At 71.7% G+C, this 24,437-nt stretch carries 23 protein-coding genes and 1 pseudogene; 15 read left to right on the top strand and 9 right to left on the bottom strand.

Features of this window, described 5'->3' with window-relative positions:
• The 4 genes from ACWDZ7_RS11870 to ACWDZ7_RS11885 all read left to right on the top strand — a co-directional run.
• On the top strand, positions 1 to 477 hold a 477-nt coding region (locus ACWDZ7_RS11870), incomplete at its 5' end, for a 2-oxo acid dehydrogenase subunit E2 (RefSeq protein WP_451796537.1).
• A 139-nt stretch (positions 478 to 616) separates the two neighbouring features.
• Entirely contained in the window at positions 617 to 1,240 is a 624-nt protein-coding gene (locus ACWDZ7_RS11875) for a GntR family transcriptional regulator (protein WP_451519252.1), read from the top strand.
• A 308-nt stretch (positions 1,241 to 1,548) separates the two neighbouring features.
• Positions 1,549 to 4,254, top strand: coding sequence for a pyruvate dehydrogenase (acetyl-transferring), homodimeric type (aceE, locus tag ACWDZ7_RS11880; RefSeq protein ID WP_451796538.1), 2,706 nt, complete (start codon positions 1,549 to 1,551; stop codon positions 4,252 to 4,254).
• A gap of 153 nt (positions 4,255 to 4,407) precedes the next feature.
• On the top strand, positions 4,408 to 5,406 hold the full coding sequence (locus tag ACWDZ7_RS11885) for a helix-turn-helix transcriptional regulator (protein WP_451796539.1): 999 nt from the start codon (positions 4,408 to 4,410) through the stop codon (positions 5,404 to 5,406).
• On the opposite strand, the gene ACWDZ7_RS11890 is transcribed toward ACWDZ7_RS11885, so the two are convergent.
• Positions 5,390 to 6,361, bottom strand: a complete 972-nt coding sequence (locus tag ACWDZ7_RS11890) for an SDR family oxidoreductase (RefSeq protein ID WP_451796540.1) — start codon at positions 6,359 to 6,361, stop codon at positions 5,390 to 5,392. The genes ACWDZ7_RS11885 and ACWDZ7_RS11890 overlap by 17 nt on opposite strands.
• Positions 6,362 to 6,495: 134 nt before the next feature.
• Here ACWDZ7_RS11890 and ACWDZ7_RS11895 point away from each other — a divergent pair, with 134 nt between their 5' ends.
• A complete protein-coding gene (locus ACWDZ7_RS11895; protein ID WP_451796777.1) occupies positions 6,496 to 7,017 on the top strand; it encodes a DUF4240 domain-containing protein in 522 nt (173 codons plus the stop codon).
• A 61-nt stretch (positions 7,018 to 7,078) separates the two neighbouring features.
• On the opposite strand, the gene ACWDZ7_RS11900 is transcribed toward ACWDZ7_RS11895, so the two are convergent.
• Positions 7,079 to 8,062 carry an AraC family transcriptional regulator gene (locus tag ACWDZ7_RS11900; RefSeq protein WP_451796541.1) on the bottom strand — a complete coding sequence of 328 codons (984 nt, stop codon included), beginning with the start codon at positions 8,060 to 8,062 and terminating at the stop codon, positions 7,079 to 7,081.
• Between the two features lie 176 nt (positions 8,063 to 8,238).
• On the opposite strand from ACWDZ7_RS11900, the gene ACWDZ7_RS11905 reads away from it, so the two are divergent.
• Entirely contained in the window at positions 8,239 to 9,141 is a 903-nt protein-coding gene (locus ACWDZ7_RS11905) for an NAD(P)H-binding protein (RefSeq protein WP_451796542.1), read from the top strand.
• 41 nt (positions 9,142 to 9,182) lie between these two features.
• On the opposite strand, the gene ACWDZ7_RS11910 is transcribed toward ACWDZ7_RS11905, so the two are convergent.
• On the bottom strand, positions 9,183 to 9,977 hold the full coding sequence (locus tag ACWDZ7_RS11910; protein ID WP_451796543.1) for an SDR family NAD(P)-dependent oxidoreductase: 795 nt from the start codon (positions 9,975 to 9,977) through the stop codon (positions 9,183 to 9,185).
• A gap of 145 nt (positions 9,978 to 10,122) precedes the next feature.
• Between ACWDZ7_RS11910 and ACWDZ7_RS11915 the strand changes: the two genes are divergently transcribed.
• Entirely contained in the window at positions 10,123 to 10,821 is a 699-nt protein-coding gene (locus tag ACWDZ7_RS11915) for a TetR/AcrR family transcriptional regulator (RefSeq protein WP_451796544.1), read from the top strand.
• On the opposite strand, the gene ACWDZ7_RS11920 is transcribed toward ACWDZ7_RS11915, so the two are convergent.
• The gene (locus ACWDZ7_RS11920; protein WP_451796545.1) at positions 10,733 to 11,845 is read right to left on the bottom strand and encodes a PP2C family protein-serine/threonine phosphatase; all 1,113 of its coding nucleotides are present in this window, start codon (positions 11,843 to 11,845) and stop codon (positions 10,733 to 10,735) included. The genes ACWDZ7_RS11915 and ACWDZ7_RS11920 overlap by 89 nt on opposite strands.
• Positions 11,846 to 11,937: 92 nt before the next feature.
• Positions 11,938 to 12,426, bottom strand: coding sequence for an N-acetyltransferase family protein (locus ACWDZ7_RS11925; protein WP_451796546.1), 489 nt, complete (start codon positions 12,424 to 12,426; stop codon positions 11,938 to 11,940).
• Between the two features lie 73 nt (positions 12,427 to 12,499).
• On the opposite strand from ACWDZ7_RS11925, the gene ACWDZ7_RS11930 reads away from it, so the two are divergent.
• The gene (locus ACWDZ7_RS11930; RefSeq protein ID WP_451796547.1) at positions 12,500 to 13,450 is read left to right on the top strand and encodes a TIGR01777 family oxidoreductase; all 951 of its coding nucleotides are present in this window, start codon (positions 12,500 to 12,502) and stop codon (positions 13,448 to 13,450) included.
• 156 nt (positions 13,451 to 13,606) lie between these two features.
• The gene (locus ACWDZ7_RS11935) at positions 13,607 to 14,983 is read left to right on the top strand and encodes an NAD(P)/FAD-dependent oxidoreductase (RefSeq protein ID WP_451796548.1); all 1,377 of its coding nucleotides are present in this window, start codon (positions 13,607 to 13,609) and stop codon (positions 14,981 to 14,983) included.
• Between the two features lie 111 nt (positions 14,984 to 15,094).
• Here the strand turns inward: ACWDZ7_RS11935 and ACWDZ7_RS11940 are convergent, their stop codons facing one another.
• On the bottom strand, positions 15,095 to 16,540 hold the full coding sequence (locus ACWDZ7_RS11940) for a regulator (RefSeq protein ID WP_451796549.1): 1,446 nt from the start codon (positions 16,538 to 16,540) through the stop codon (positions 15,095 to 15,097).
• A gap of 217 nt (positions 16,541 to 16,757) precedes the next feature.
• Here ACWDZ7_RS11940 and lipB point away from each other — a divergent pair, with 217 nt between their 5' ends.
• The 4 genes from lipB to ACWDZ7_RS11960 all read left to right on the top strand — a co-directional run bounded on the left by lipB (position 16,758) and on the right by ACWDZ7_RS11960 (position 19,938).
• The gene (gene lipB, locus ACWDZ7_RS11945) at positions 16,758 to 17,594 is read left to right on the top strand and encodes a lipoyl(octanoyl) transferase LipB (RefSeq protein WP_451796550.1); all 837 of its coding nucleotides are present in this window, start codon (positions 16,758 to 16,760) and stop codon (positions 17,592 to 17,594) included.
• A gap of 139 nt (positions 17,595 to 17,733) precedes the next feature.
• A complete protein-coding gene (locus ACWDZ7_RS11950; RefSeq protein ID WP_451796551.1) occupies positions 17,734 to 18,699 on the top strand; it encodes a lipoyl synthase in 966 nt (321 codons plus the stop codon).
• A 298-nt stretch (positions 18,700 to 18,997) separates the two neighbouring features.
• The gene (locus ACWDZ7_RS11955; protein ID WP_451519240.1) at positions 18,998 to 19,201 is read left to right on the top strand and encodes an SCO2195 family GlnR-regulated protein; all 204 of its coding nucleotides are present in this window, start codon (positions 18,998 to 19,000) and stop codon (positions 19,199 to 19,201) included.
• 29 nt (positions 19,202 to 19,230) lie between these two features.
• Entirely contained in the window at positions 19,231 to 19,938 is a 708-nt protein-coding gene (locus ACWDZ7_RS11960) for a DUF4191 domain-containing protein (protein WP_451796552.1), read from the top strand.
• 104 nt (positions 19,939 to 20,042) lie between these two features.
• Here ACWDZ7_RS11960 and ACWDZ7_RS11965 read toward each other — a convergent pair whose 3' ends face one another.
• Positions 20,043 to 20,510 carry an RDD family protein gene (locus ACWDZ7_RS11965; RefSeq protein ID WP_451796553.1) on the bottom strand — a complete coding sequence of 156 codons (468 nt, stop codon included), beginning with the start codon at positions 20,508 to 20,510 and terminating at the stop codon, positions 20,043 to 20,045.
• 227 nt (positions 20,511 to 20,737) lie between these two features.
• On the opposite strand from ACWDZ7_RS11965, the gene glnA reads away from it, so the two are divergent.
• Complete coding sequence (gene glnA, locus ACWDZ7_RS11970; RefSeq protein WP_451796778.1) at positions 20,738 to 22,147, top strand: type I glutamate--ammonia ligase; 1,410 nt, start codon at positions 20,738 to 20,740, stop codon at positions 22,145 to 22,147.
• 125 nt (positions 22,148 to 22,272) lie between these two features.
• On the opposite strand, the pseudogene ACWDZ7_RS11975 reads toward glnA, so the two are convergent.
• Positions 22,273 to 22,775 (bottom strand): annotated as a pseudogene (locus ACWDZ7_RS11975) (dihydrofolate reductase family protein).
• Between the two features lie 145 nt (positions 22,776 to 22,920).
• On the opposite strand from ACWDZ7_RS11975, the gene ACWDZ7_RS11980 reads away from it, so the two are divergent.
• Complete coding sequence (locus ACWDZ7_RS11980; RefSeq protein WP_451796554.1) at positions 22,921 to 23,583, top strand: MgtC/SapB family protein; 663 nt, start codon at positions 22,921 to 22,923, stop codon at positions 23,581 to 23,583.
• A 13-nt stretch (positions 23,584 to 23,596) separates the two neighbouring features.
• Here ACWDZ7_RS11980 and ACWDZ7_RS11985 read toward each other — a convergent pair whose 3' ends face one another.
• Positions 23,597 to 24,355: a metallophosphoesterase gene (locus ACWDZ7_RS11985; RefSeq protein WP_451796555.1), complete on the bottom strand. Its 759-nt coding sequence runs from the start codon at positions 24,353 to 24,355 to the stop codon at positions 23,597 to 23,599.
• Positions 24,356 to 24,437 lie beyond the last annotated feature (82 nt).

Consider the following 24,437-nt stretch of genomic DNA (forward strand, 5'->3'; position numbering starts at 1 on the left):
ATCAACGACGCCGAAGGCACCATCACCTACTTCGACGCCGAGAACATCGGCATCGCCGTGGACGCCGAGAAGGGCCTGATGACCCCGGTCATCAAGGGCGCGGGCGACCTCAACATCGCCGGCATCTCCAAGAAGACCGCCGAGCTGGCCGGCAAGGCCCGCGGCGGCGGCCTCACCCCGGACGACATGTCCGGCGCCACCTTCACCATCTCCAACACCGGCTCGCGCGGCGCCCTGTTCGACACGGTCATCGTGCCGCCCAACCAGGCCGCCATCCTCGGCATCGGCGCCACGGTCAAGCGCCCGGTCGTCATCAACCACCCCGACCTCGGCGAGACCATCGCCGTGCGGGACATGACGTACCTCTCGCTCTCCTACGACCACCGCCTGGTGGACGGCGCCGACGCCGCCCGCTACCTCACCGCCGTCAAGGCGATCCTGGAGGCCGGCGAGTTCGAGGTCGAGCTCGGCCTGTAGTCGCAGCGCTCTGTGCGGCTGTAACACTCGTCTCATCAGCGCGTACGCCCCCGTCCGGAGTCTTCCGGGCGGGGGCGTCGCCGTATTGTCTAGGGGTCACACGCCCTTGGGGCCCGCAGCCCCTGCCGGAGGAGCTCTCATGACCGCGCCCGTCGTTCACTCGCTGCGCGAACAGATCCGCGAGCACATCGTGGAAGGGATCGTCAGCGGGCGCTGGAAGCCGGGCGAGCGCATCGTGGAGCGGCGGATCGCCGTGGAGCTGGAGGTCTCGCAGACCCCGGTCAGGGAGGCGCTGCGGGAGCTGGAGACGCTGCGGCTCATCGAGTCCGCGCCCAACAAGGGCGTACGTGTACGGAACTTGACCGCCGCGGACCTGGAGGAGAGCTACCCGGTGCGGGCGGGGCTCGAAGCCATCGCCGCGGAGCTGGCGGCGGGGCGGCTCGCGGAGGACTGCTCGGCCCTGGAGCCCCATGTCGCCGCCCTCTACGAGGCGGACCGGGCCGCCGACGGCACCGGGCAGGTGCGGCACACCGTCGCCTTCCACCGGGAGCTGGTGCGGGCCGCGGACAACTCCGTCCTCCTCCACACCTGGGAGGGCCTGGGCATCGAGGTCTTCACCGCGCTCTCCATCCGCTGGCTGGGCACGGTGCAGCAGTCGTACGCCGAGGAGCACGAGGCGCTGGTCTCCGCCTTCCGGCGGCGGGACCCCGCGATCGCGGAGCTGGTCAAGTCGCACGTCCTCGGCTGCGCCCCGCGGGCCTGAGCCCGCGATCCTCTCGCTCGTTCTGCGGACAGTGCGCTCAGACGTGCCCCGACCTGCGCAAACCCTTCAATTCGAAGGCACCGCGTGCCCCTGCGGCTGGCACCGGATGCCGACTTTTCCGATCTGAAGAAGTTTTACCCGGAACGCTTTGATCGATCATCGATCAGGGGCTTACAGTCGACGACGGGCCGGTGCCGAGCCGCACAAACGACTCCGCGCCTGAGCCCCACGCCCTGTCCTGCCAAGACACCGGGCACCCCCACCCCTTACCGAACAGGGGACCCCCTCCGACTCAGGAAGGCGGCGCAATGACCGACCCCTCCGCAATCCAGCCGAGCGAGCTCGACCAGCTCCCGGACCGCGACCCCGAGGAGACCGCCGAATGGCAGGCCTCCCTGGACGCCGTTACACAGGCGGCCGGGCCGCACCGTGCCGCGTACCTGATGCGCCGCACGCTGGAGCGCGCCGAGGGCGCGGGCCTGGCGCTGCCGAAGCTCCTCGAGACCGACTACGTCAACACGATCCCCACCTCCGCCGAGCCGTCCATCGACGGCGACGAGGAGATGGAGCGGAAGATCACGGCGTGGAACCGCTGGAACGCCGCCGCCATGGTGACGCGCGGCTCCAAGTACGGCGTCGGCGGCCACATCGCCACCTTCGCCTCCGCCGCCTGGCTGTACGAGACCGGCTTCAACCACTTCTTCAAGGGCAAGGAGTCCGGCGAGGCCGCCGGCTCCGGTGACCAGCTCTACATCCAGGGTCACGCCTCCCCCGGCATCTACGCCCGCGCCTTCCTCGACGGCCGTCTCAACGAGGCGCAGCTCGACAACTTCCGGCGGGAGGCGGGCGGCGACGGCCTGCCCTCCTACCCCCACCCGCGCCGCCTGCCCTGGCTGTGGGAGTTCCCGACGGTGTCGATGGGCCTCGGCCCGCTGTCGGCGATATACCAGGCGCGCTTCAACCGCTACCTCACCAACCGCGGCATCAAGGACGTCTCCGCCTCGCACGTGTGGGCGTTCCTCGGTGACGGCGAGATGGACGAGCCGGAGTCGACGGCGGCCCTCGCACTGGCCGCGCGTGAGGGTCTCGACAACCTCACGTACGTCATCAACTGCAACCTGCAGCGCCTCGACGGCCCGGTCCGCGCCAACTTCCGCGTGGTCCAGGAGCTGGAGGCCCAGTTCCGCGGCGCCGGCTGGAACGTCATCAAGGTCCTGTGGGGCAACGCCTGGGACGAGCTGTTCCAGCTCGACACCACGGGCGCCCTGGTGCGCCGCCTGCGCGAGGTGCCGGACGCGCAGTTCCAGACGTACGCGACGCGCGACGCCTCGTACATCCGCGAGCACTTCTTCGGCGCCGAGCCCGCGCTCGTCGAACTCGCCAAGCTGCTGAGCGACGACAAGATCAGCGAGTGCTTCCACCTCTCGCGCGGCGGCCACGAGGCCCGCAAGGTCTACGCGGCCTACCGCGCGGCGCTCACCCACAAGGGCGCGCCGACGGTGATCCTCGCGCAGACGGTCAAGGGCTTCACGCTCGGCAAGGGCTTCGAGTCCAAGAACGCCAACCACCAGATGAAGAAGCTGACGGTGGACGAGTTCAAGGACATGCGGGACCTGCTCGGTCTCCCGATCCCGGACAGCGCGTTCACCGACGGCCAGGTGCCCTACGGCCACCCCGGCGCCGACTCCCCCGAGGTCCGCTACCTCCAGGAGCGCCGCGCGGCCCTCGGCGGCCCCGCCCCGGCCCGCCGCACGCAGCCGCTCGCCCCGCTGCCCGCCCCGGCCGACAAGTCGTTCGCGGCCTTCGACAAGGGTTCCGGTTCGCAGTCGATGGCGACGACCATGGCCTTCGTACGCCTGGTCAAGGATCTCGTACGCGACAAGGAGACCGGCAAGCGCTGGGTGCCGATCGTCCCCGACGAGGCGCGCACCTTCGGCATGGAGTCGCTCTTCCCGTCCCTCGGCATCTACTCCCCCAAGGGGCAGACGTACGAGCCGGTCGACCGCGACCAGCTGATGTACTACAAGGAGGCCAAGAACGGCCAGATCCTCAACGAGGGGATCACCGAGGCCGGTTCCATGGCGGACTTCATCGCCGCGTCCACGTCGTACGCGACGCACGGCGAAGCGATGATCCCCTTCTACATCTTCTACTCCATGTTCGGCTGGCAGCGCACCGCCGACCAGATGTGGCAGCTCGGCGACCAGCTGGGCCGCGGCTTCCTCGTCGGCGCGACGGCCGGTCGTACGACGCTGACGGGCGAGGGCCTCCAGCACGCGGACGGCCACTCTCCGGTGATCGCCGCGACGAACCCTGCCGCGCTCTCCTACGACCCGGCGTTCGCGTACGAGATCGCGGCGATCGTCAAGGACGGTCTGCGCCGGATGTACGGCGAGGCGGCCCCCGGTGAGGACCAGAACGTCTTCTACTACCTCACCGTCTACAACGAGCCGATGCCGCAGCCCGCGAAGCCCGCGGGCGTCGACGAGGGCATCCTGCGCGGCCTCTACCGCTTCAACACGGCGGAGTCGGCCGGGCTCTCCCCCGCGGCCAACGCCGCGCGCATCCAGCTGCTCGGTTCGGGCACGGCCATCCACTGGACGCTCGCCGCCCAGAAGATGCTGGCCGAGGAGTGGGGCGTGGCCGCCGACGTGTGGTCGGCGACGTCCTGGACCGAGCTGCGGCGTGACGCCCTGGAGGCGGACGAGGCGATCCTGCGCGGCGAGGAGCGTACGCCGTACGTGCGTACGGCACTTGAGGGCGCCCAGGGTCCTGTCCTCGCTGTCTCCGACTACATGCGGCAGGTGCCGGACCAGATCGCCCAGTGGGTCGAGCAGGACTACTCGTCCCTGGGCGCGGACGGCTTCGGCCTCTCCGACACGCGTGACGCGGCGCGGCGCCACTTCGGCATCGACGCGGAGTCGATCGTCGTCGCGTCCCTCGCCCAGCTCGCCCGCCGGGGCGAGGTGCCGGCCTCGGCGGTGAAGGAGGCTCGGGCCAAGTACGGTCTGTAGCCCTACGGGTCCCTGTGCCGCCGCTGCGCGGCGGATGCGTCTCCCACCCACCCATCCGTTCACCCCGCATCGAGGGGTCGACGGGTGGGTGGGCGCGTTTCAGGGGATAACGCGGGGCGCAGCGGCACGGCAGGAGCCCGGCATGATGGACGTATGCGTGCTGCACGCCTCATCAAGATGGTGCTTCTGCTCCAGGCCCGCCCCTCCATGACCGCCGCCGAACTCGCCACCGAACTGGAAGTCTCCGAGCGGACCATCACAAGGGACGCGCAGGCCCTGTCGGAGGCAGGCGTCCCCGTCTACGCCGACCGGGGCAGAACCGGCGGCTACCGCCTCATCGGCGGCTACCGCACACGCCTGACGGGCCTGGCCCGCAGCGAGGCCGAGGCCCTGTTCCTGTCCGGAGTGCCGGGCGCGCTGAGGGAGATGGGCCTGGCGGACGCGGCGTCGGCGGCCCGCCTGAAGGTGTCGGCGGCGCTCATGCCCTCCCTGAGGGACGCTCCGCGGAGCGCCGCCCAGCGTTTCCACCTGGACGCGCCGGGCTGGTTCAAGGAGATCCCCGCCCCCGAGCTGCTGCCCGCCGTCGCGGACGCGGTGTGGGACGACCGCCGGGTCACCGCCCGCTACCGCCGCGAGGAGACCGAGGTGGAGCGGGAGTTGGAGCCGTACGGGCTCGTGCTGAAGGCGGGCGTCTGGTACGTGTGCGCGCGGGTGCCCGACTCGGGAACGTACCGGGTGTACCGCATGGACCGTTTCACCGCCGTGGCCGTCGGCGAGGAACGCTTCGTACGCGACGAGGAGTTCGACCTGCCGGGCTTCTGGGAGGAGCGGGCGGCGCAGTTCGCGCGGGCGATCCTGCGGGCCGAGGTCGTGGTGCGGCTCTCGGCGACGGGCGTACGGCAGCTTCCGTACGCCACCGATCCCGCGGTCGCGCGCGAGGCGATGGAGTCGGCGGGCCGGCCGGACGCGTCGGGCAGGGTGACGGTCACCCTGCCCGTGGAGAACGAGGACGTGGCGTACACCCAGCTGATGGCGCTGGGCCCGGAGGCGGAGGTGGTGGAGCCCGCCGGGCTGCGCGAGCGGTTCGCGGAAGCGGCGGCGCGCTCAGCGGCGCTCTACGGGCGCCCGCGGAGTTCTACCGGTAGCCAGTGACGTCCGCGACCTTGCTCTCCTGGTCGACCTCCGTGATGTAACGCCACGCGTCGGGCGCCGATCCGTCCACGTCCGTGAAGCCGTACTCCTTGGCGAGTCCGCCGCTGGAGAGCGACGCGCCGTTCCAGCGGGCCACGTCGGGATCGGCGGCGAGGGCGACGAGCGCCCGGCCCACGAAGGTGGGCGTCTCGGAGATGGCGAAGTGCGGGTTCTGCCCGCAGCCCGCCGTCCAGTTCTCCTCGGTCACCTTGAAGTGGGTGTCGAGCATGGCCTCGGAGCGCAGCCAGCCGGGGGTGAGACAGAGCGCCGTACAGCCGTACTCCTCGACCTCCTCGGCGAGGTCGCGCGCCATGCGCAGGGGGGCGGCCTTGGCGAGGTCGTAGTAGAAGGGCTTGCGGTAGTTCGGACCGTTGTACTCCTCGGTGCCGTCGGTGACCTCGACGACCAGGCCGCCGGGGTTCTTGAGGAGGAGCGGCAGCGCGTAGCGGCTCGTGATGATATGTGTCTCGATGCCCAGGCGCAGGATGCGCAGCCCTTTGCGGAGGTCGTGCTCCCACATCTTCCTGTCCCACTCGACGTGGATGTCACCGCCCCAGATGTCGTTGACGAGGATGTCCAGGCGGCCCTGCTCGCGGTCGATCCGCTCGACGAGGGCCTCGACCTGCTCGGGTTCCAGGTGGTCGGTGGGTACGGCGATGCCCGTGCCGCCCGCCGCGTCGACCAGCTCGGCGGTCCCCTCGATGGTCTCGGTGGTCCGGCCGGTCTCGCTGACGTGCTCGCGCGTGGTGCGTCCGGTCACGTACACGGTGGCTCCGGCGCGGCCCAGTTCCACGGCCATGGCGCGGCCCGCGCCCCGGGTGGCACCTGCGACGAGTGCGATCTTCCCGGTCAGGCTCCCGGTCGTCCTGCCGGTGAGAGGCGGTGCGGTGGCGGTCGCGTGCTCTGTGGTGTCCATGTCTTTGAGGTTTCCACCGAAAGACGACAACCCCTGTCGGTTTTTCCATCGGCATGTGCGCGCATAACGAGACAGTCGCATTCCGGCGCACTCCGCGTGCGCCCCCACTCCGCAGGACCGATGCTGGACCCGTGATGGACGAGACGGAGTTCTGGGAGATCGTGGACAGCACCCGTGAGGCCGCCGGGGGCGACCCCGAGGACCACGCCGAGCTGCTGGTCGAGAGACTGCTCCGGTCCGACCCGGACGCCGTCCTCGACTTCGCCCGCCACTTCGAGGCCCGCTACAACCGCGCCTACCGCTGGGACCTGTGGGGCGCGGCCTGGGTGCTGCTCGGCGGCGCGAGCGACGACGCCTTCGACTACTTCCGGTGCTGGCTGATCGGCCAGGGCCGGGAGGTCTTCGAGGGCGCGGTGCACGACCCCGACGCGCTCGCCGATCTCCTGGACGACTTCGACGAGGAGCTCGACGGCGACGGCGAGGAGCTGGGTTACGCCGCGGACGAGGCGTACGAGCAGCTCACCGGCGTCGTCGCACCGGACCTCGGCATCCTTCCCGCCCCACCGGAGCCGGAGGGCACGCCGCTCGACTTCGAGGACGACGCGGTGATGGCGCAGCGCTACCCGAAGCTGTGGGACCGCTTCATGGCGGACTGAGGACCAGGGACCGGACGACCAGGGACCAAGGGACGGGCGCGACCCGCCCGACTTCGGCGCCTCAGCCGCCGCGTGCCGCCTCGCTCGGTGGGTGGCCGTGGGCCCGGCGGAAGGCGGTGCTGAACGCGAACGGGTCCTGGTAGCCGACCCGCCGCGCGACCCCCTCGACCGTCGCCCCCGGGTCGCGCAGCAGCCCGGCGGCGCGGCTCATGCGCAGCTCCGAGAGGTACGTCAGCGGAGGCTGCCCCACCCGTTCCCTGAAGTGGCGGTAGAACGTCGCCCGTGACACCCCGGCCAGCGCGGCGAGGGCGTCCGCCGTCCAGGCGCGGGCCGGGTCCGCGTGGACGGCGCGCAGGGCCGGGCCCGCGACGGGGTCGCCGAGCGCCCCGTACCAGCCGGGGGCGGCGGTGCCCGGCCCGTCGAACCAGGCCTTGAGCGTGCGTACGAGCAGCAGGTCGAGCAGCCGGTCGACGCCGGGCCGCCGGCCTGCCGCGCCCGCGTCGGTCCGGTCGGCCGGAGCCGCCTCGGTCTCCTCGTCGAGCAGCCCGAGGACGGCGGGCGACGCGCCCGTCGGCGCGGGGACGGTGAGCAGCGCGGGCAGGGCGTCGAGGAGGCTGCCGCCGATCTCGTCCCTGGCCTGGTAGGCCCCGGCGAAGAGAACCGTCCCGTCGCCGGCCCGCGGCGCGGGGAGTGCCGTCCGCGGCGGGCGCAGCGGCACGCAGTGGCGGGCGGCGTGGATGCGGACCTGCGGCGGCGTGTGCGGGGCGTCGGAGACGGTGTGCGGGTGCGGGCCGCGCACCAGCGCGGTGTCGCCGGGCCGCAGCCACGCGGACAGCACGGCGTGGGCGGAACCGTCCGCGGGGTCTTCCAGCGCGTCCCGCACCGCGAGCGAGGCAGAGCCGCGCAGCACCGCGTAGAGAGTCAGCGGGGCGGCCTCATCACTCACCCACGACCACGGAGGCACCCGGTCGGCCCGCCACAGCACGGCACCCCGCGCGCGGACGCTCCCCAGCAGCCCGTCGAGCACCTCGTCCTGCCCTTCCATCCCCGCCTGCCGCCTTCCGCTCCGTACGCCTTCGCCCCGCCGCCCCGTGAGACGGGCGCGAAGGGACATGATCCGCCGGCCCATGGAGCATGCGCCCGGCACGGGCTTGGCTTGCGGACATGACACCTGCAGACCCGGCTACAGACCCGGCACCTTCGGATACGGCACCTACAGACATGCCGCCCGCACACACGACACACACCTGCGCCGCATCCGCATCCCCGCACGCCTCCCCTCTCGTACTCGTCCTCGGCGCCACCGGCAAGACCGGCTCCCTGGTCGCCGACGGCCTCCGCGCTCGCGGCGTCGCCGTGCGGCGCGCGGCCCGGTCGCTGCCCGACGGCCCCGGCACCGCCCGCTTCGACTGGCATCGCCCCGCCACCTGGGGCCCGGCGTTGGCGGGCGCCACCGCGCTGTACGTCGTCACGCCGATGGAACCCGCCTTCCCCGCCCGCCTCGTCGACGGTCTGGTCGACCGGGCGACGGCCGAGGGCGTGCGCCGCGTCGTCCTGCTCTCCGGCCTCAGCGCGGGCTACGGGAGCCCCGTGCTGCTCGACCGCGAACGCCCCGTCCGCGCCTCGGCGCTGGAGTGGACCGTGCTGCGCCCTGGCGGCTTCAGCCAGAACTTCTCCGCGGAGCCGCATGTCTCGGCCGTGCTCGGCGGCGAGCTGCGGCTCCCGCTGGGGCCCGGACCGGGCGCCGCCAGCGCCTTCATCGACGTACGCGATATCGCCGATGTCGCCGTCGCAACGCTCGTCGAGCCGGGCCACAACGGGCTGACGCACCTGCTGACGGGCCCGCGCGCCCTCACCTTCGGCGCGGCGATGTCCCTGATCGGCGAGGCGACGGGGCGCCATGTCCGGTACGTGGACGTCCCCTTGGGGCTGTGGACGGCCGAACAGCGGGCCGCCGGCGTGCCCGACGATGCCGTGGCCTGGTCCCTGGAGACCTTCGCTGCGATGCGGCGCGGCGCGTACGCCGAGGTCCATGACGGCGTGCGTCGTGTGCTCGGCCGGGAGCCGCGCGGCTTCGAGGCCTATGTGCGGGACGGGGTCCGGACCGCCGGGCAGGACGCCTAAACCGCTCGGGACGCGTCGGGGGCGGCTCATCGGGGGGCGGCTCAGAAGTGCGTGCCGCCGTCCACGCGGACCTCCGTGCCCGTGATGAAGCGGCCGTCGTCCGAGGCGAGCATCGCGACGACGGACGCGACGGTCTCGGGGCCGGCGAAGCCCTGGCCGAGGGCGGGCGCGAGCTTCACGAACAGGCTCATGTCGGCGTCCTCGGGCAGGCCGGGACCGACGCTCCGCCTGCTCGCGCCGGAGCCGTCGGTCATCCCGGAGGAGATGGAGCCGGGCTGCACGGCGGTGAACCGGATGCCCTGCTTGCCGTACTCACTGGCCAGCGCGTGCGTCATGGACTGGATGCCGCCCTTGCTCGCCGCGTACGCCGCCATGTACGGGTGGGCGAACATCGCGGAGGTGGAGCTGAAGTTGACGACGGCGGCGCCCTCGCCCCGGAGCAGCGCCGGTATCGCCTCGCGGATCATCAGGAAGGTGCCGGTGAGGTTGACGGCGATGACCTGGTTGAAGGCGTCGAGGGTGGTCTCGTGGGTGTGTGAGGAGCGCAGGATGCCCGCGGCGTTCACCAGGACGTCCAGGCCGCCGAGCGCCGTCGTGGCGGCGGCGACGCCCGCGCGGACCGAGGCCTCGTCGGCGATGTCCACGATGACGGTGGTGAGGCGCTCCGCGTCCGCGCCCGCCTTGGTGACGGTGTCCTTCAGGCCGTCCTCGCTGACGTCGGCGGCGACGACCCGGCCGCCCTCCGCCAGCATGCGCAGCACGGTGGCCTGCCCGATGCCGGAGCCACCGCCGGTGACCAGGGCGCGGCGTCCCTCGTAACGGTTCAGGGTCTGCATGACGTACTCCCGCTCTGAAGATCTCGATCGGCGCTTGTTTCGTTTGTTTCCCAAGCGTGGATTACACAGTATGCCCAGCTGGCACAATGTGCCAGCCAGGCTGGGCATGCCATTTGAACCGCGCGGGCCGCGTAGGCTGCGGCGAGTGAGCACCGAGTCGTCCACCCCGCCCTTGACGCTGACCGAGCGCCGCAAGCTCGCCACCCAGCTGGAGATCGCGCGCGCAGCGGCCGAGCTCTTCGTCGCGCACGGGCCCGACGGCACCACGGCCGAGGCCATCGCGAGCCGGGCCGGCGTCGCGCTGCGCACCTTCTACCGGTACTTCCGCGGCAAGCAGGACGCCGTCGCCCCGCTGCTCGCCGTCGGCGGCCGGCGCTGGCGCGCGCTGCTGGCGGCGACGGAGCCGGGGGCCGACCTGCACGAGACCCTGCGGGACGCGGTCCAAGAGGCGCTCGCCGCCCCGGACGAGGCCGCGGCGGACGGCCTGCGCCAGGCCCGCGGCCTGCTGCGCGCCGCCGCCGGGGACGCGGCGCTGCGTGCGGTCTGGTACCGCGTGAACCAGGAGTCCGAGGAGAAACTGCGGCCCGTCGTGGCCGAACTCGCCGGCGAGGGAGCGGAGCCCCTTCGCGTCCGCCTCGCCGCGGCCGCCGCGACCGACGCGATCCGGATCGCCCTGGAGACCTGGGCGGAGACGGACGCGGACGTCACGGGCCCCGGCTCACCGGCGGACCTCGCGGTGCGGTGCCTGGCGGAGCTCATGGGCGGGGCGCGAACACCATCATCGTCACGTCGTCCCGCACCGTCCCCGCGTACCGCACCAGATCCGCCCACAGCCGCTCCGTGAGCTCCGCCGGGTCGTCCAGAATCCCCGGGGCGGACTTGATCAGCTCGGTGAGCCGGTCGGCCAGCGGGTAGAACGTGCCGGACGCGTCCCGCGCCTCGCTCACCCCGTCGGTCAGGCCGAGCACCCGGTCCCCGGCGAGCAGCGGCACCGTCAGCTGCTCGGGCGGGGTCACGCCCGCGATGCCGAGGCCTAGCGGGGCGCCCGCCGTCACCGCCAGCTCGGTGACCTCGGGGCCGCGCAGCAGCAGCGGCGGCGGATGGCCGCAGGAGACGACGCGCACGGAGTCGTGGTCGTCGGGGAACTCCAGGAGCACCGCCGTGGCGAACAGCTCGGCGTTCTCGTCGTCCGCCGAGTCCACGACGAGCCTGCGGTCCAGGCGCGCCGCGACGCCCACCAGGTCGGGCTGGTCGAGGACCGCCTCGCGGAAGGCGCCGAGCAGCGCGGTGACCGTGCCGACGGCCGCGAGCCCGTGCCCCTGCACATCGCCGATCAGGGCGCGTACGGCTCCCGGCGCCCTGCGTACGTCGAAGAAGTCGCCGCCGACCAGCGACTCGTGCTCGGCCGCCTGGTACAGGCCGGCGAACCGCACCCGGCCGACCCGTTCCGGCAGCGGGGGCAGCACCGCGAGCTGGGCCGCCTCGGCGACGGTGCGGACCGTGACGAGCTGGGCCTCTCGGCGGCCGCGCACCCACGCGAAGACCACGCTGAGCAGCGCGACGAAGGCGATCGTCAGTTCGTCGCTGCTGCCGCGGTGGCCGAGCCCGAAGTCCGGCAGGACGAGCAGCGTGACCACGACGCCGCCGAACAGCGCGGTGGCGGCCGGCCCGTACGACAGGGCGGCCAGCGGCGGGACGGCCGCGACGAGGAAGCTGAGGTCCAGCGTCTTCGGCGTGATCAGCTGGACGAGGACGATCGCGAGGAGGAGCAGCGCCGGGGGCCAGCGCACCCACGGCGGAGGCGGCGTGCCGCGCAGCAGCCAGTCGCGCTGCTCCGCGTCGCGACGCCTGGCCGCACCCCTGATCATCCCTTCACGCTCCTACGCGCGCGGGGACACCGCACGCCGGGCCGGTCCGTCGGGTGCCGGGTCCCCGCCTGCCGTGCGGAGACGAGGGGAGTTCACAGGAGGCGGCCCATGAGTACGTCGTCGACGTACGCGCCGTCCAGCAGGAACTCGCCGGGCAGCACGCCCTCGATCACGAAGCCCTCCGCTTCGTAGAGCTTGCGGGCCGGCGTGTTGTGCCCGAGGACCCGCAGGGTGATGCGGACCGCGCCCTGGCGGCGCGCCTCGTCCATGGCCGCCCTCAGCAGCCGCTTGCCGATCCCCTTGCCGCGCGCCTCCTCGGCGACGACGAAGCCCTGGATCTGGCGTACGTGCGCGTTGGCGAGGAGCGGGGTGGGGTAACCGAGCTTCACATAGCCGACCATGCGCCCGTCCGACTCGGCGAGGAGGTGGTCGCGGGGGCCGAAACGGTCGTCGAAGAAGGGGTCGTAGGGAGGCTGGGGGCGGGGCTGGACCGCGTGCAGCGTGGACCACGTGGCGCGGTCGAGACGGGCGAGGGCGTCGTCGTCCTCCGGGAGCGCGATACGTATGTGCAGGTCCGTCATGGCGCCACTGTACGGCGATCACACCACCTCGCCGGGGCATTTCACCCCAGGCCGCCGCCGGGCACGGGGCAGGATGGACCCCATGGAACCGGACCCGATGGAACCCACCCGGCCGAAGCGCTCCCCGCACCCCTCCCGCGTGGCCGTCGCCGGCGCCTCCGGGCTCATCGGCACGGCGCTCACGCGCTCCCTCACCGAGGACGGGTACGAGGTGCTGCGGCTGGTGCGCGGAGCACCCCGCGCCAGGGACGAGGTGCGCTGGGATCCCAAGGAGGGGTACGTCGACACGGCGGGCCTCGCGGGCTGCTCCGCGGTCGTCAACCTCGCGGGCGCGGGCATCGGCGACCACCGCTGGACGGCGGCGTACAAGCGGGAGCTGCGCGACAGCCGGGTCCTCGGCACCGCCGCGCTCGCCGCCGCCGCGGCCTCGCTCGACGAACCGCCGCGGGTCTTCCTGAACGCGAGCGCGATCGGCTACTACGGAGACACCGGTCAGCGGGCGGTGGACGAGAGCGCCCCCGCGGGCCGCGGCTTCCTGCCGTCGCTGTGCGTCGAGTGGGAGGAGGCCACCGCCGCCGCCGAGGAGGCGGGCATCCGCACCGTCATCGCCCGCACCGGCCTCGTGGTGGCCCGCGGGGGCGGCGCCTGGGGGCGCCTCTTCCCGCTCTTCAAGGCGGGGCTCGGCGGCCGCCTCGGCGACGGCCGGCAGTACTGGAGCCACATCTCCCTGCACGACGAGGTGGCCGCGCTGCGTCATCTCCTGGACACGGAGACGCTGTCGGGCCCGTACAACCTCACGGCGCCCGATCCGTCCACCAACCGTGAGGTGACGGCCGCGATGGGGCGGGTCCTGAAGCGGCCCACGCTCCTGACGGCACCCGCGCCCGCGCTCCGTGTGGTTCTCGGCGAGATGGCCGGTGACGTCCTCGCCAGCCAGCGGGTACTGCCGAGGCGCCTCTTGGAGTCCGGCTTCGCCTTCGCGTTCCCGGGCATCGAGGAGACGGTCAGGGCGGCCCTGAGGTAACGGGCCGCCCGCGTGCGACCCGTGTGCGACCGTGCCCGGTCCATGCGCGACTGTCTCCGACCGGCCACACTCCTACCCTCGTGCCGAATCGGGGATTCCGTGGCCCCGTCGGGGGCATCAGCCCCCCAGCAGCCGCCCGACCTCTGGGAGGGGCACGTGTCAGAGCCTGCGCACCATGCGGATGTCGTCATCGTGGGGGCCGGGGCCGCGGGGCTCTCGGCCGCGCATCGGCTGACCAGCGCCGGTGTAACGACCGTTGTCCTGGAAGCCGCCCCTTACGTCGGCGGACGCATGTCGACCGAGAAGGTCGACGGGTTCCGGCTCGACAGGATCGGCCAACTGCTCACCACCTCCTACCCGGAGCTGCGCCGCACGCCGGGCCTCGACTCGCTCGTCCTGCGTCCCTTCGCGGCCGGCCTGCTGGTGCACAGAGATGGTCGCCACCATCGCGCCGCGGAGCCCACGGCCGGACGGAGCGCGAGGGGCGCACTCACTGCCGCACGCGCCCTCGCGAGCGCCCCCCGTGCCCCCCGGGGGCCGCGGCCCGCGCGCACCGCCCCCGGTGCCGCCCCGCGCGGCACCGCTCCCCTCGGCGCTCCCCTGGGCGGCCCGATCGACCAGGCCCGGCTCGGCGCCGCGCTGGCCCGCATCGCCGCGACCCCCGTCGAGCGGCTCCTGGCCCGCCCCGAACTCCCGGCGGCGCACGCCCTCTTCGCGCGCGGGCTGCCCTCCCGCACCGTCGAGGGCTTCGTACGCCCCCTGCTCGCCGCGCTGCTCTGCGACCCCGGCCTGACCACCTCCAGCCGGTGCGCGGACCTGGCCCTGCACGCCTTCGCGCGCGGGCGGCTCTGCTTACCGCAGGGCGGCGCCGAGGTCCTTCCCGAGCTGCTCGCCGCCGCGCTGCCGCCGGGCACGGTCCGCACCGGCGTCCGTGTCACGGCGGTCTCCACCACGTCCGTCACCACCGCCGACCACGGCGAGATCACCTGCCGTGCCGTGCTGCTCGCCACCGACGCCCGCGCCGCCGCCGAACTGCTCCCCGGCCTGCGCGTCCCGCCGTTCCACGAGCTGACGGTGGTCCACCACACCGCTCCCGAACCGCCCCTCGACGGACCCGCGCTGCTCCTGGACGCCGACCGCGCGGGCCCGGTCGCCCACACGGCCGTCATCAGCCACGTCGACCCGTCGCGCGCGCCCGTCGGCGGCATCCTGGTCTCCTCGACAGTCCTCGGCCCTCCGCCGGACGAGCGGACCGTCCGCGCGCACCTCGCCACGCTGTACGGCACGCCGACCGACCGCTGGGAACTCCTCGCCGTCCACCACACCCGCGAGGCCGTGCCCGCCATGCCGCCGCCGCACGACCTGCGCCGCCCGGTCCGTCTGCTCTCCGGGCTCTACGTCTGCGGGGACCACCGGGACACCAGCACCGTGCAGGGCGCGCTGCACTCGGGGCGGCGCGCGGCGCACGCGGTGCTCACGGACTTCGGCATCGCACCGGCGTACGCCCAGGAGTCACTGCCCGCCGCGGCGTGACCCCCGGCCCGGCCGTCCGTTCCACCACGACCCATCCGCCCCCTGGTCCAGCTCCCCCAGGAGCCCCCGCGCCCCCCACGCGGGGGCTCCCTCCACACGGCGCCGCCGAGGTCAGCCGAGAGCCGCCACCTTGTCCCGGTAACCCCGTACCGGCGCCGCGTCCCGGTACGGTTCGAGGCGGCGCTCGAATTCGCGTACGTACTCGTGGGCCCGGACCGACCGCATCTCACCCGCCGCCTGCGCCGCCTCGGCACCGAGCTGGCAGGCCTGCTCCAGTTCGCCGAGGCCCAGCCGCGCCGTGGCGAGCACCACCCGGCAGAACAGGCGGCTGCGCGCGAACCCGGGGGCGCGCAGCTGCAGGGAGCGCTCGGCGTGCTGGGCGGCGACGCGGTACTGCTGGAGGTCGCGGTAGCTGTGCCCGAACTCGTCCGCCAGCTGCGCCTCGTCGAAGAACCGTGCCCAGTACGGCACTTCGTCCCCGGGCCGCGCCGATTCGAGCGACCGCTCGGCCCGCACCAGGGAGGCCGCGCAGGCCCGCGCCTCACCGAGCACCCCGTGCCCGCGCGCCTCGGCGGCGTACAGCAGCGACTGCACTACGGGCGGCGCCGAGGAGCCGACGCCCTGCTGGGCGACGCGAGCCAGCTGCACGGCCTCGCGACCGTGCCCGAGGTAGACGGCCTGGCGGCTCATGGTGACCAGGACGTAGGAGCCGTACGCGCGGTCGCCCGCCGCCTGCGAGAGGCGCAGCGCCTGCACGTAGTACCGCTGGGCGAGCCCGTGGGCCGCGATGTCGTACGACGTCCAGCCCGCGAGCCGGGTCAGGTCGGCGGCGGCCGCGAAGAGCCGCCGCCCGGCCTGCTCGCCGTAGGTGCCGCGGAGCATCGGCTCGGCCTCGTGCTCCAGATAGCGGACGAGGGCCTGCCGGGCGTGCCCGCCCCCGTAGGCGTTGTCGAGGGCGCGGAACAGCTCGCCGACGGAGCGCAGCGCCGCGATGTCGCCGTTGGTGACGCGCTGCCCGGGGCCGCGGTCGGACTCCCTGCGCTGGCGGGGCACCGCGGGACGCCCCTGGGTGGGCACGCGCGGGTGCCCGGGATCGGTCTCGCCGCGCCCCACGCGTTCGTCGGGCCGGCCGATCAGCCAGTCCCGGCTCGGCACGACGAGCCCGGCCGGGGTGAACGCGATCTTCCGCAGCTCCGCGTGGCTGCCGGAGTCCTTGCGCCACAGGCCGCCGACGATGTCGACGGCTTCCTCGGGCGTGGCCGCGAATTCGAGCCCCGCGTACACCGGCGCGCAGGCGTCGAGCCCTAGATCCTGGGCCGAGAGACGCCGCCCGAGCCGTCTGGTGAAGACCTCGGCGATCAGTGCGGGTGTGGTGCCTCTGGGCTGCTGGCCGCGCAGCCAGCGGGTCACGGACGTCTTGTCGTAGCGCAGATCGAGGCCGTGTTCGAGCCCGAGCTGATCGACACGGCGCGCGAGGCCCGCATTGGAGAACCCGGCTTCCGAGATGAGCGCGGCTAGCTGGCGGTTGGGAGTGCGCTGCGGGGGTCGTTCCGTCATCGGCTGTGCGGTCTCCTGCCTTCCGGGCCTGCCTTGAGCAGCCCTTATGGCCTCGTGAACGGCGCGAATGTAACGGCCATCACAGCTCGCGGACGTACCTTCCCCCAGCATTCATCCGATCGTGTGAGGAACCCGGGCCGAGGTTGCCGGTCCAGGGGGCCCGTACAGTGGCAGGGGCGCGATATGTGCACGGTGAACGTTCAGGGAGGCACCTGCCGTGAGTAAGTTTCGGTTCGTCCGACTGGGCTTCGGCCCGGACGCCGTGGAGTACCAGGAGGCGTGGGACGAGCAGCGCCGCGTACACGCCGCCCGCTTCGCCGACGAGGTCCCGGACACCTGCCTGCTCCTGGAGCATCCGCCGGTCTACACCGCGGGCCGCCGGACCGAGGACAGCGAGCGCCCGCTGGACGGCACGCCCGTCGTCGACGTGGACCGCGGTGGCAAGATCACCTGGCACGGTCCCGGTCAGCTCGTGGGCTATCCGATCCAGAAGCTGCCGCGTCCGGTGGACGTCGTAGCACATGTGCGGCGCCTGGAAGAGGCTCTTATCCGTACGTGTGCGGAGTTCGGTCTGGAGACCTCGCGCGTCGAGGGCCGCAGCGGGGTGTGGGTCCTCGGCGACCCGGTGGAGCAGCGCCCGGCGCTCGGCGGCCTGTCGCTGGACTTCGACCCGCGTCTCCGGGACGACGAGTTCGACGCCCGGTTCAACGGTCCGGAGTACGCCCCGTCCAACGCGGGCCAGCGCCGCGAGGACCGCAAGATCGCCGCGATCGGCATCCGCGTCGCCAAGGGCGTGACGATGCACGGCTTCTCGTTCAACGTGAACCCGGACAACACCTGGTTCGACCGGATCATCCCGTGCGGCATCCGCGACGCGGGCGTCACGTCCCTCGCGTACGAGCTGGACCGCGAGGTCACCATCGCGGACGTACTGCCGGTCGCCGAGCGGCATCTGCGGGACGTGCTGGAGAACGCGGAGCTGAAGCCGCGGATCGTCGAGAAGCCGGTCACCGAACCGGCCGCCGAGCCCGTCACCGAACCGGTCACCGCCTAGCGGCACCGCCGACTGGCGACAACCGGGGCCCGGTCGGGGGAATGCACCCCGTTGGCCAGAGGTTGGCCGGAAGTAAGCCCAACGACATCACGGGCGTACCCTGGTGTGCGCCGAAGAATCGAAGCTACAGGGAGCCGATGTGTCCGCAGTCGCACCCGACGGACGCAAGATGCTGCGCCTGGAGGTCCGGAACGCCCAGACCCCCATCGAGCGCAAGCCCGAGTGGATCAAGACTCGGGCGAAAATGGGCCCCGAGTACAACGCCCTGCAGAAGCTCGTGAAGAGCGAGGGCCTGCACACGGTCTGCCAGGAGGCGGGCTGTCCGAACATCTACGAGTGCTGGGAAGACCGCGAGGCCACGTTCCTCATCGGCGGCGACCAGTGCACGCGGCGCTGCGACTTCTGCCAGATCGACACCGGCAAGCCGCAGGCCCTCGACCGCGACGAGCCGCGCCGCGTCGGCGAGTCCGTCGTCACGATGGACCTGAACTACGCCACGATCACCGGCGTCGCCCGCGACGACCTGGACGACGGCGGCGCCTGGCTGTACGCGGAGACCGTGCGCCGGATCCACGCCATGACGGCGGACCGCGCCGAGGGCCAGACCAAGGTCGAGCTGCTCATCCCGGACTTCAACGCCGACCCCGACCAGCTGGCCGAGGTCTTCTCCTCGCGCCCCGAGGTCCTCGGGCACAACGTGGAGACCGTGCCGCGCATCTTCAAGCGGATCCGTCCCGGCTTCCGCTTCGAGCGCTCGCTGGAGGTCATCACGCGGGCGCGTGAGGCGGGCCTGGTCACGAAGTCCAACCTCATCCTCGGCATGGGCGAGGAGCGCGAGGAGATCAGCGAGGCGCTGCACGCGCTGCACGAGGCGGGCTGCGAACTCATCACGATCACGCAGTACCTGCGTCCGACGCCGCGGCACCACCCCGTGGAACGCTGGGCCAAGCCCGCGGAGTTCGTGGAGCTGAAGGAGGAGGCCGAGGAGATCGGCTTCTCGGGCGTCATGTCCGGCCCGCTGGTCCGCTCCTCGTACCGCGCCGGCCGCCTCTACCAGATGGCGATCGAGAAGCGTGGCGCGTACGTCGCCTCGCAGGCCGTGTGAGTCAGCGTGTGAATCGGCGCACAAGCAGCTACTAGCCAGTACTGGCCGTGATGGCGCGGTCCGTGCGATCCCCGCAGGTGAAAGGGGCCGTACGGGCCGCGTCGGCGTTTTAGGCCAAAGCGTCAAGGTTTCACCGGCGTTTGACCGCCGAGTCACGTCCTGGTAACACCAATCAGTGACCCTGGAATTACGGCACGTACAGCCGTACCCAGAGCCTTACCCGGTCTTACCCCCCGCATTACCCAGCCTTACCCACCAGCCGCTCCTCCCCCGAGTCGCTCCCCAGGAGGGCCCCATCATGCAGGCCGCGCCCGTACGCGCCACCGCCATCCCGTCCGTCACCGACGCCCTGCGCGCCGTCGAGTCGCTGTTGATGAGCGGCGGCCAGCGCACCGCACGCCGTAACGCCTGGACCTCCGTGCTGGAGGACCGGCGCCGCGCCAAGGACCGGGTCGAGGCGCTGCGGGTCTTCGAGGAGACCGTGGCAACCCGCACGTCGTAGTCGCTTCCGGGGCCACGTAGACTTCACACATGGCGAGGAAGGAATCCACCGCGGCGGATACGGCCGCGGAGCCAGGGCGACTCAAGCAGATCGCTCTGACCTACAAGATGACCCGACGGGCCGACTCAAAAATCGGCCTGATCATCGCGGCAGTGGGAATCGTCACCTTTGGTGTCGTCCTCGCGATCGGCTTCTTGATCGGTCACCCGGTCTATCTGGGCATTCTCGGCTTCCTGCTCGCCTTCCTCGCGATGGCGATCGTCTTCGGACGCAGGGCCGAGCGTGCCGCCTTCGGACAGATGGAGGGCCAGCCCGGTGCGGCGGCCGCGGTGCTCGACAAGATCGGCCGCGGCTGGACGACGACCCCCGCGGTCGCGATGAACCGCAGCCAGGACGTGGTGCACCGCACCGTCGGCAAGGCCGGCATCGTCCTGGTGGCCGAGGGCAACCCGAACCGCGTGAAGGGCCTGCTGGCCGCCGAGAAGAAGAAGATGGCGCGCATCGTGGCGGACGTTCCCGTCCACGACGTCATCGTCGGCACCACCGAGGACACGGTGTCCCTGAAGAAGCTGCGCACGACGCTTCTGAAACTGCCCCGCGTCCTCACCGGCCCGCAGGTCACGGCGACGAACGACCGGTTGCGGGCGATGGGTGACCTTATGTCCAATATGCCACTGCCCAAGGGGCCGATGCCCAAGGGCATGCGGATGCCGCGCGGCGGCCCGAAGGCGAAGTAGCCCTTCTCTCCCACCTACGAGGTTGAAGGGCCCCGGAACCGATTCGGTTCCGGGGCCCTTCAACGTCGTAGGCCAGGATCCAAAGGCCAGGATCCGAATCCGAGCTAGATCCGAATCTGGACGGCGCGGGCGAGGCGGTCGTGGAGGCCGCGGCCGTCACGGTCCCAGATCAGGGCGGGGAGGGCGACACACAGCAGGACACTGCGGGCCAGCACGCGCCCGATGCCGAGCCGGCCGCCGCCCTCCGCGACGACGCGCAGCCTGAAGAGCGCCTTGCCCGGCGTGCAGCCGACCGTGCCGACGGTGAGCACGCTCAGGACGAAGAAGATGCCGAGGGACCAGTTGCCCATCGCCTGCTGGTCACCGCGGGCGAACAGGCCGTATGCGATCAGCAGGCACAGGCCCCAGTCCACGGCGATGGCGCCGATGCGGCGGCCCGGACGCGCGATCGATCCCGGCCCCTCCTCGGGCAGGCCGAGCTGCTCGCCCCGGTATCCGAAGTCGACACCGGCGTCCTCCGCGGCCGCGCGCGGGCCGGACAGCCACGATCCGATTACTTGCCTGTTGTCCACCCGTCCACGGTACTGCGCCCCGTTCCGTACGGAGGCGGGCGGGGTCGGCCCGTACAGGGGCGGGCGGGGTCGGTCGCACCCGGGCCGGTTAACTTCGGCGAAACAAATGGGTCACGCTTGAGAAATCCCCCGTCCCTATGGTCGGGTCCCAGCGTGTGCCACCGCACTGGCCGCACCACGAGTCACAACCCCGTCCCGCCCCGGGCGGGAGTAGGAGGAGTTGGATGTTGTTCCAGAACGCCGACGACGCGAAGAAGTACATCGCGGACGAGGACGTCAAGTTCATCGACGTCCGATTCTGCGACCTGCCCGGTGTCATGCAGCACTTCACGATCCCGGCGGCGGCGTTCGACCCGGACGAGGAGCTGGCCTTCGACGGTTCGTCGATCCGTGGCTTCCAGGCCATCCACGAGTCCGACATGGCACTGCGCGCGGACCTGTCGACGGCTCGCGTGGACCCCTTCCGCCGCGACAAGACCGTCAACATCAACTTCTTCATCCACGACCCGATCACGGGCGAGCAGTACAGCCGTGACCCGCGGAACGTCGCGAAGAAGGCGGAGGCCTACCTGGCCTCGACCGGCATCGCGGACACGGCCTACTTCGGCCCCGAGGCGGAGTTCTACGTCTTCGACAACGTCCGCTTCCAGACGTCGGCGAACGAGAGCTTCTACCACATCGACTCCGAGGCCGGCGCCTGGAACACCGGTGCGGTCGAGAACAACCGCGGCTACAAGGTCCGCTACAAGGGCGGCTACTTCCCGGCCCCGCCGGTCGACCACTTCGCGGACCTCCGCGCGGAGATCTCCCTCGAACTGGACAAGAACGGCCTCCAGGTCGAGCGCCAGCACCACGAGGTGGGCACGGCGGGCCAGGCCGAGATCAACTACAAGTTCAACACGCTGCTGGCCGCGGCCGACGACCTGATGCTCTTCAAGTACATCGTGAAGAACGTCGCCTGGCGCAACGAGAAGACCGCGACCTTCATGCCGAAGCCGATCTTCGGCGACAACGGCTCGGGCATGCACGTCCACCAGTCCCTCTGGTCCAACGGCGTCCCGCTCTTCTACGACGAGCAGGGCTACGCGGGCCTCTCGGACACCGCGCGCTACTACATCGGCGGCATCCTCAAGCACGCGCCGTCGCTCCTCGCCTTCACCAACCCGACGGTGAACTCCTACCACCGCCTGGTCCCCGGCTTCGAGGCCCCGGTCAACCTGGTCTACTCCCAGCGCAACCGCTCCGCGGCGATGCGTATCCCGATCACGGGCTCGAACCCGAAGGCCAAGCGGGTCGAGTTCCGCGCGCCGGACCCGTCCTCGAACCCGTACCTGGCGTTCTCGGCGCTCCTCCTCGCGGGCCTCGACGGCGTCAAGAACAAGATCGAGCCGGCCGAGCCGATCGACAAGGACCTCTACGAGCTGGCCCCCGAGGAGCACGCGAGCGTCCCCCAGGTCCCGACCTCCCTCCCCGCGGTCCTCGAAGCCCTGGAAGCGGACAACGAGTACCTCCAGGCGGGCGGCGTCTTCACGTCCGACCTGATCGAGACGTGGATCGACTACAAGCGGACGCACGAGATCGCCCCGATCCAGCTGCGGCCGCATCCGCATGAGTTCGAGCTGTACTTCGACATCTAAGAGGCCGGTCGGGTGACATGACCGACCGTCGCTTCGACAATGAGGGCCGCCATCTTCCACGGAGGAGATGGCGGCCCTCACTTGTACAGCGCCCGATCCCGACGGTCAGGGCTCCGAGGAGCTCCTTAACGCGCCACGCGGTAGCGGACGTAGACGACTCTCGAGTTGAAGGTGCGGGTCTCGACGAGTTCGAGATCCAGTCGGCGCTCGCGCTGGGGAAAGAACGGAATACCACCGCCGACCAGCACCGGATAGACCCTGGCCCGGTACTCGTCGATCAGACCCGACGCGGCCGCCTCGGCGGCAAGAGTCGCGCCGCCGATCGCGATGTCGCCCTCGCCCGGCTCGGCCCGCAACCGCTCGATCTCCTCCGCCAAGCTGCGGGAGGCCAGGCGGGCCCATCGCTCGACTACTCAACGCTTGAGTTTGCCGAGGGCTGGTCGGCGGTCTCCCAGTACAGCATCGTCTCGTACAGCCGTCGTCCCAACAGGTGGACGCCGAGCCCTCGCACCTCGTCGGTGGCGAGGCGAAAGACGTCCTCGTCGGGCGCCGTCCAGTCGAAGTCGTCGTCCGGCCCGACGATGTAACCGTCAAGTGAGACGCTCATCGAATAGGTCACGCTGCGCATCAGAAGTCCTCCTCGGGCCGAGTCATCTCACGAGATCATTTCGTTGAGAGGGTGGTTGTGGTGTGAGTGGAGGGAGAGGTGCGTGGTGCTGTGGGTGGCCTTGGAACCGGGTGGGCAGGGGTGGGTGCAGGCCGGGGAGTTCGGGGTGGCTTTTCTGTTGTCCAGTGTCATCGGGCTGGAACGGGAGATCCGGCAGAAGGCCGCGGGGCTGCGGACGTACACGATTGTCGGGGTCGGTGCCGCTCTGTTCACGCTCGTGAGCAAGTACGGGTTCAGTGATGTGCTGCACTCCGGGACCGTCGCCCTGGATCCCTCCCGTATGGCCGCGCAGATCGTCTCCGGGCTCGGCTTCATCGGGGCCGGTGTCATCTTCGTGCAGCGCGGGTCGGTGCAGGGGCTCACCACCGCGGCGACCATCTGGCTCACGGCCGCGGTGGGGTCGGCGGCCGCCGCGGGGCTGCCGTTGCTCGCGGTTCTCGCGACCGCCGCCTACTTTCTCGTCTCCTATGGAGTGCGGCCCCTGGCCCACCGGCTGCCCGCGCTGCGGTCCGTGCCCGCCGGCTATCGGATCACCTATGTGCAGCGCCCCCGGCTCCTGCATGACCTACTCGAACAGTGCGAAGCCGCCGGGTTCGTCGTCGACGGGCTGCGGACCGTCGCCTCGGACGGCGCGAGCGGCGGTCCGCAGGCCACTGCCGATGTGCTCATCTCCGTCGTGGGGCGCGGGGACCTCGGGGGCCTGACCGTTCGGTTCGCCGATGTTCCCGGCGTGGTGGCCTGCCGGCGCGACAGCTCCGGGGAGGAGTGACGGGTCAGGGGCCTCAGTCGAGGGGGACGAGGACTGGGCGGTAGTGCGTTGTCAGGCGGCCCTCGGGGGTCAGGGCGTGGAAGGCCAGCGCCGGGGGCAGGTCCCTGTGTACGTGGTGGGTCGCGGTGATTTGGGGTTCCCAGGGGAGGCGGAGAGTCGAGACCACGCCGGGGGCGACCAGGAGGGGCCTTCCCGCGAACGTGGTCGCCGCGGGCGTGTGGGCGTGGCCGGCCAGGAACGCCGTCACGTTCGGGTGGCGGGCCGTCAGTTCGGCCAGGCGGTCCTCGTCGAACTGGCGGATCTCGTCGACGTACGGCGTGTGCAGGGGCACGGGCGGGTGGTGGAAGGCGATCAACGCGGGCAGCTCGGGCGGGGCCTCCGCCAGGGTGTCCTCCAGCCAGGTCAGGGTCTCTTCGTCGAGTCTGCCGTGGTGCTTGCCGGGGACCGACGTGTCGCACAGCGCCAGCGTGAAGCGGTCCGTCCTGTACGACTGGTTGATCGGGGCCGTTCCCGGGGCGTCGCCCAGCAGGTGCTCGCGGAACGCGGCGCGATCGTCGTGGTTGCCGGGGCAGGCCAGCAGTGGGTGGCGGGACGTGAGGAGCTTGCGGGCCTCCTCGTACTCCGCCGGGGCCGCGTGGTCGGCTATGTCGCCCGTGACGATGACCGCGTCCAGGTCGTACGGGAGGTCGTTCAGGTACTCCATGACGGCGCGGGTGCGGTCGATGCTGCGGCCGCCGTCCTCCTCGCGCGTGACGATGTGGGTGTCACTCACGTGGGCGATCAGTGATGTTGGCGCTGGCGCTGACGTTGTCTGTGTCTGTGACTGTGACTGTGACTTCGGCGGGTTCGGTGAG

The sequence above is a fragment of the Streptomyces sp. NPDC003032 genome, assembly GCF_053591415.1.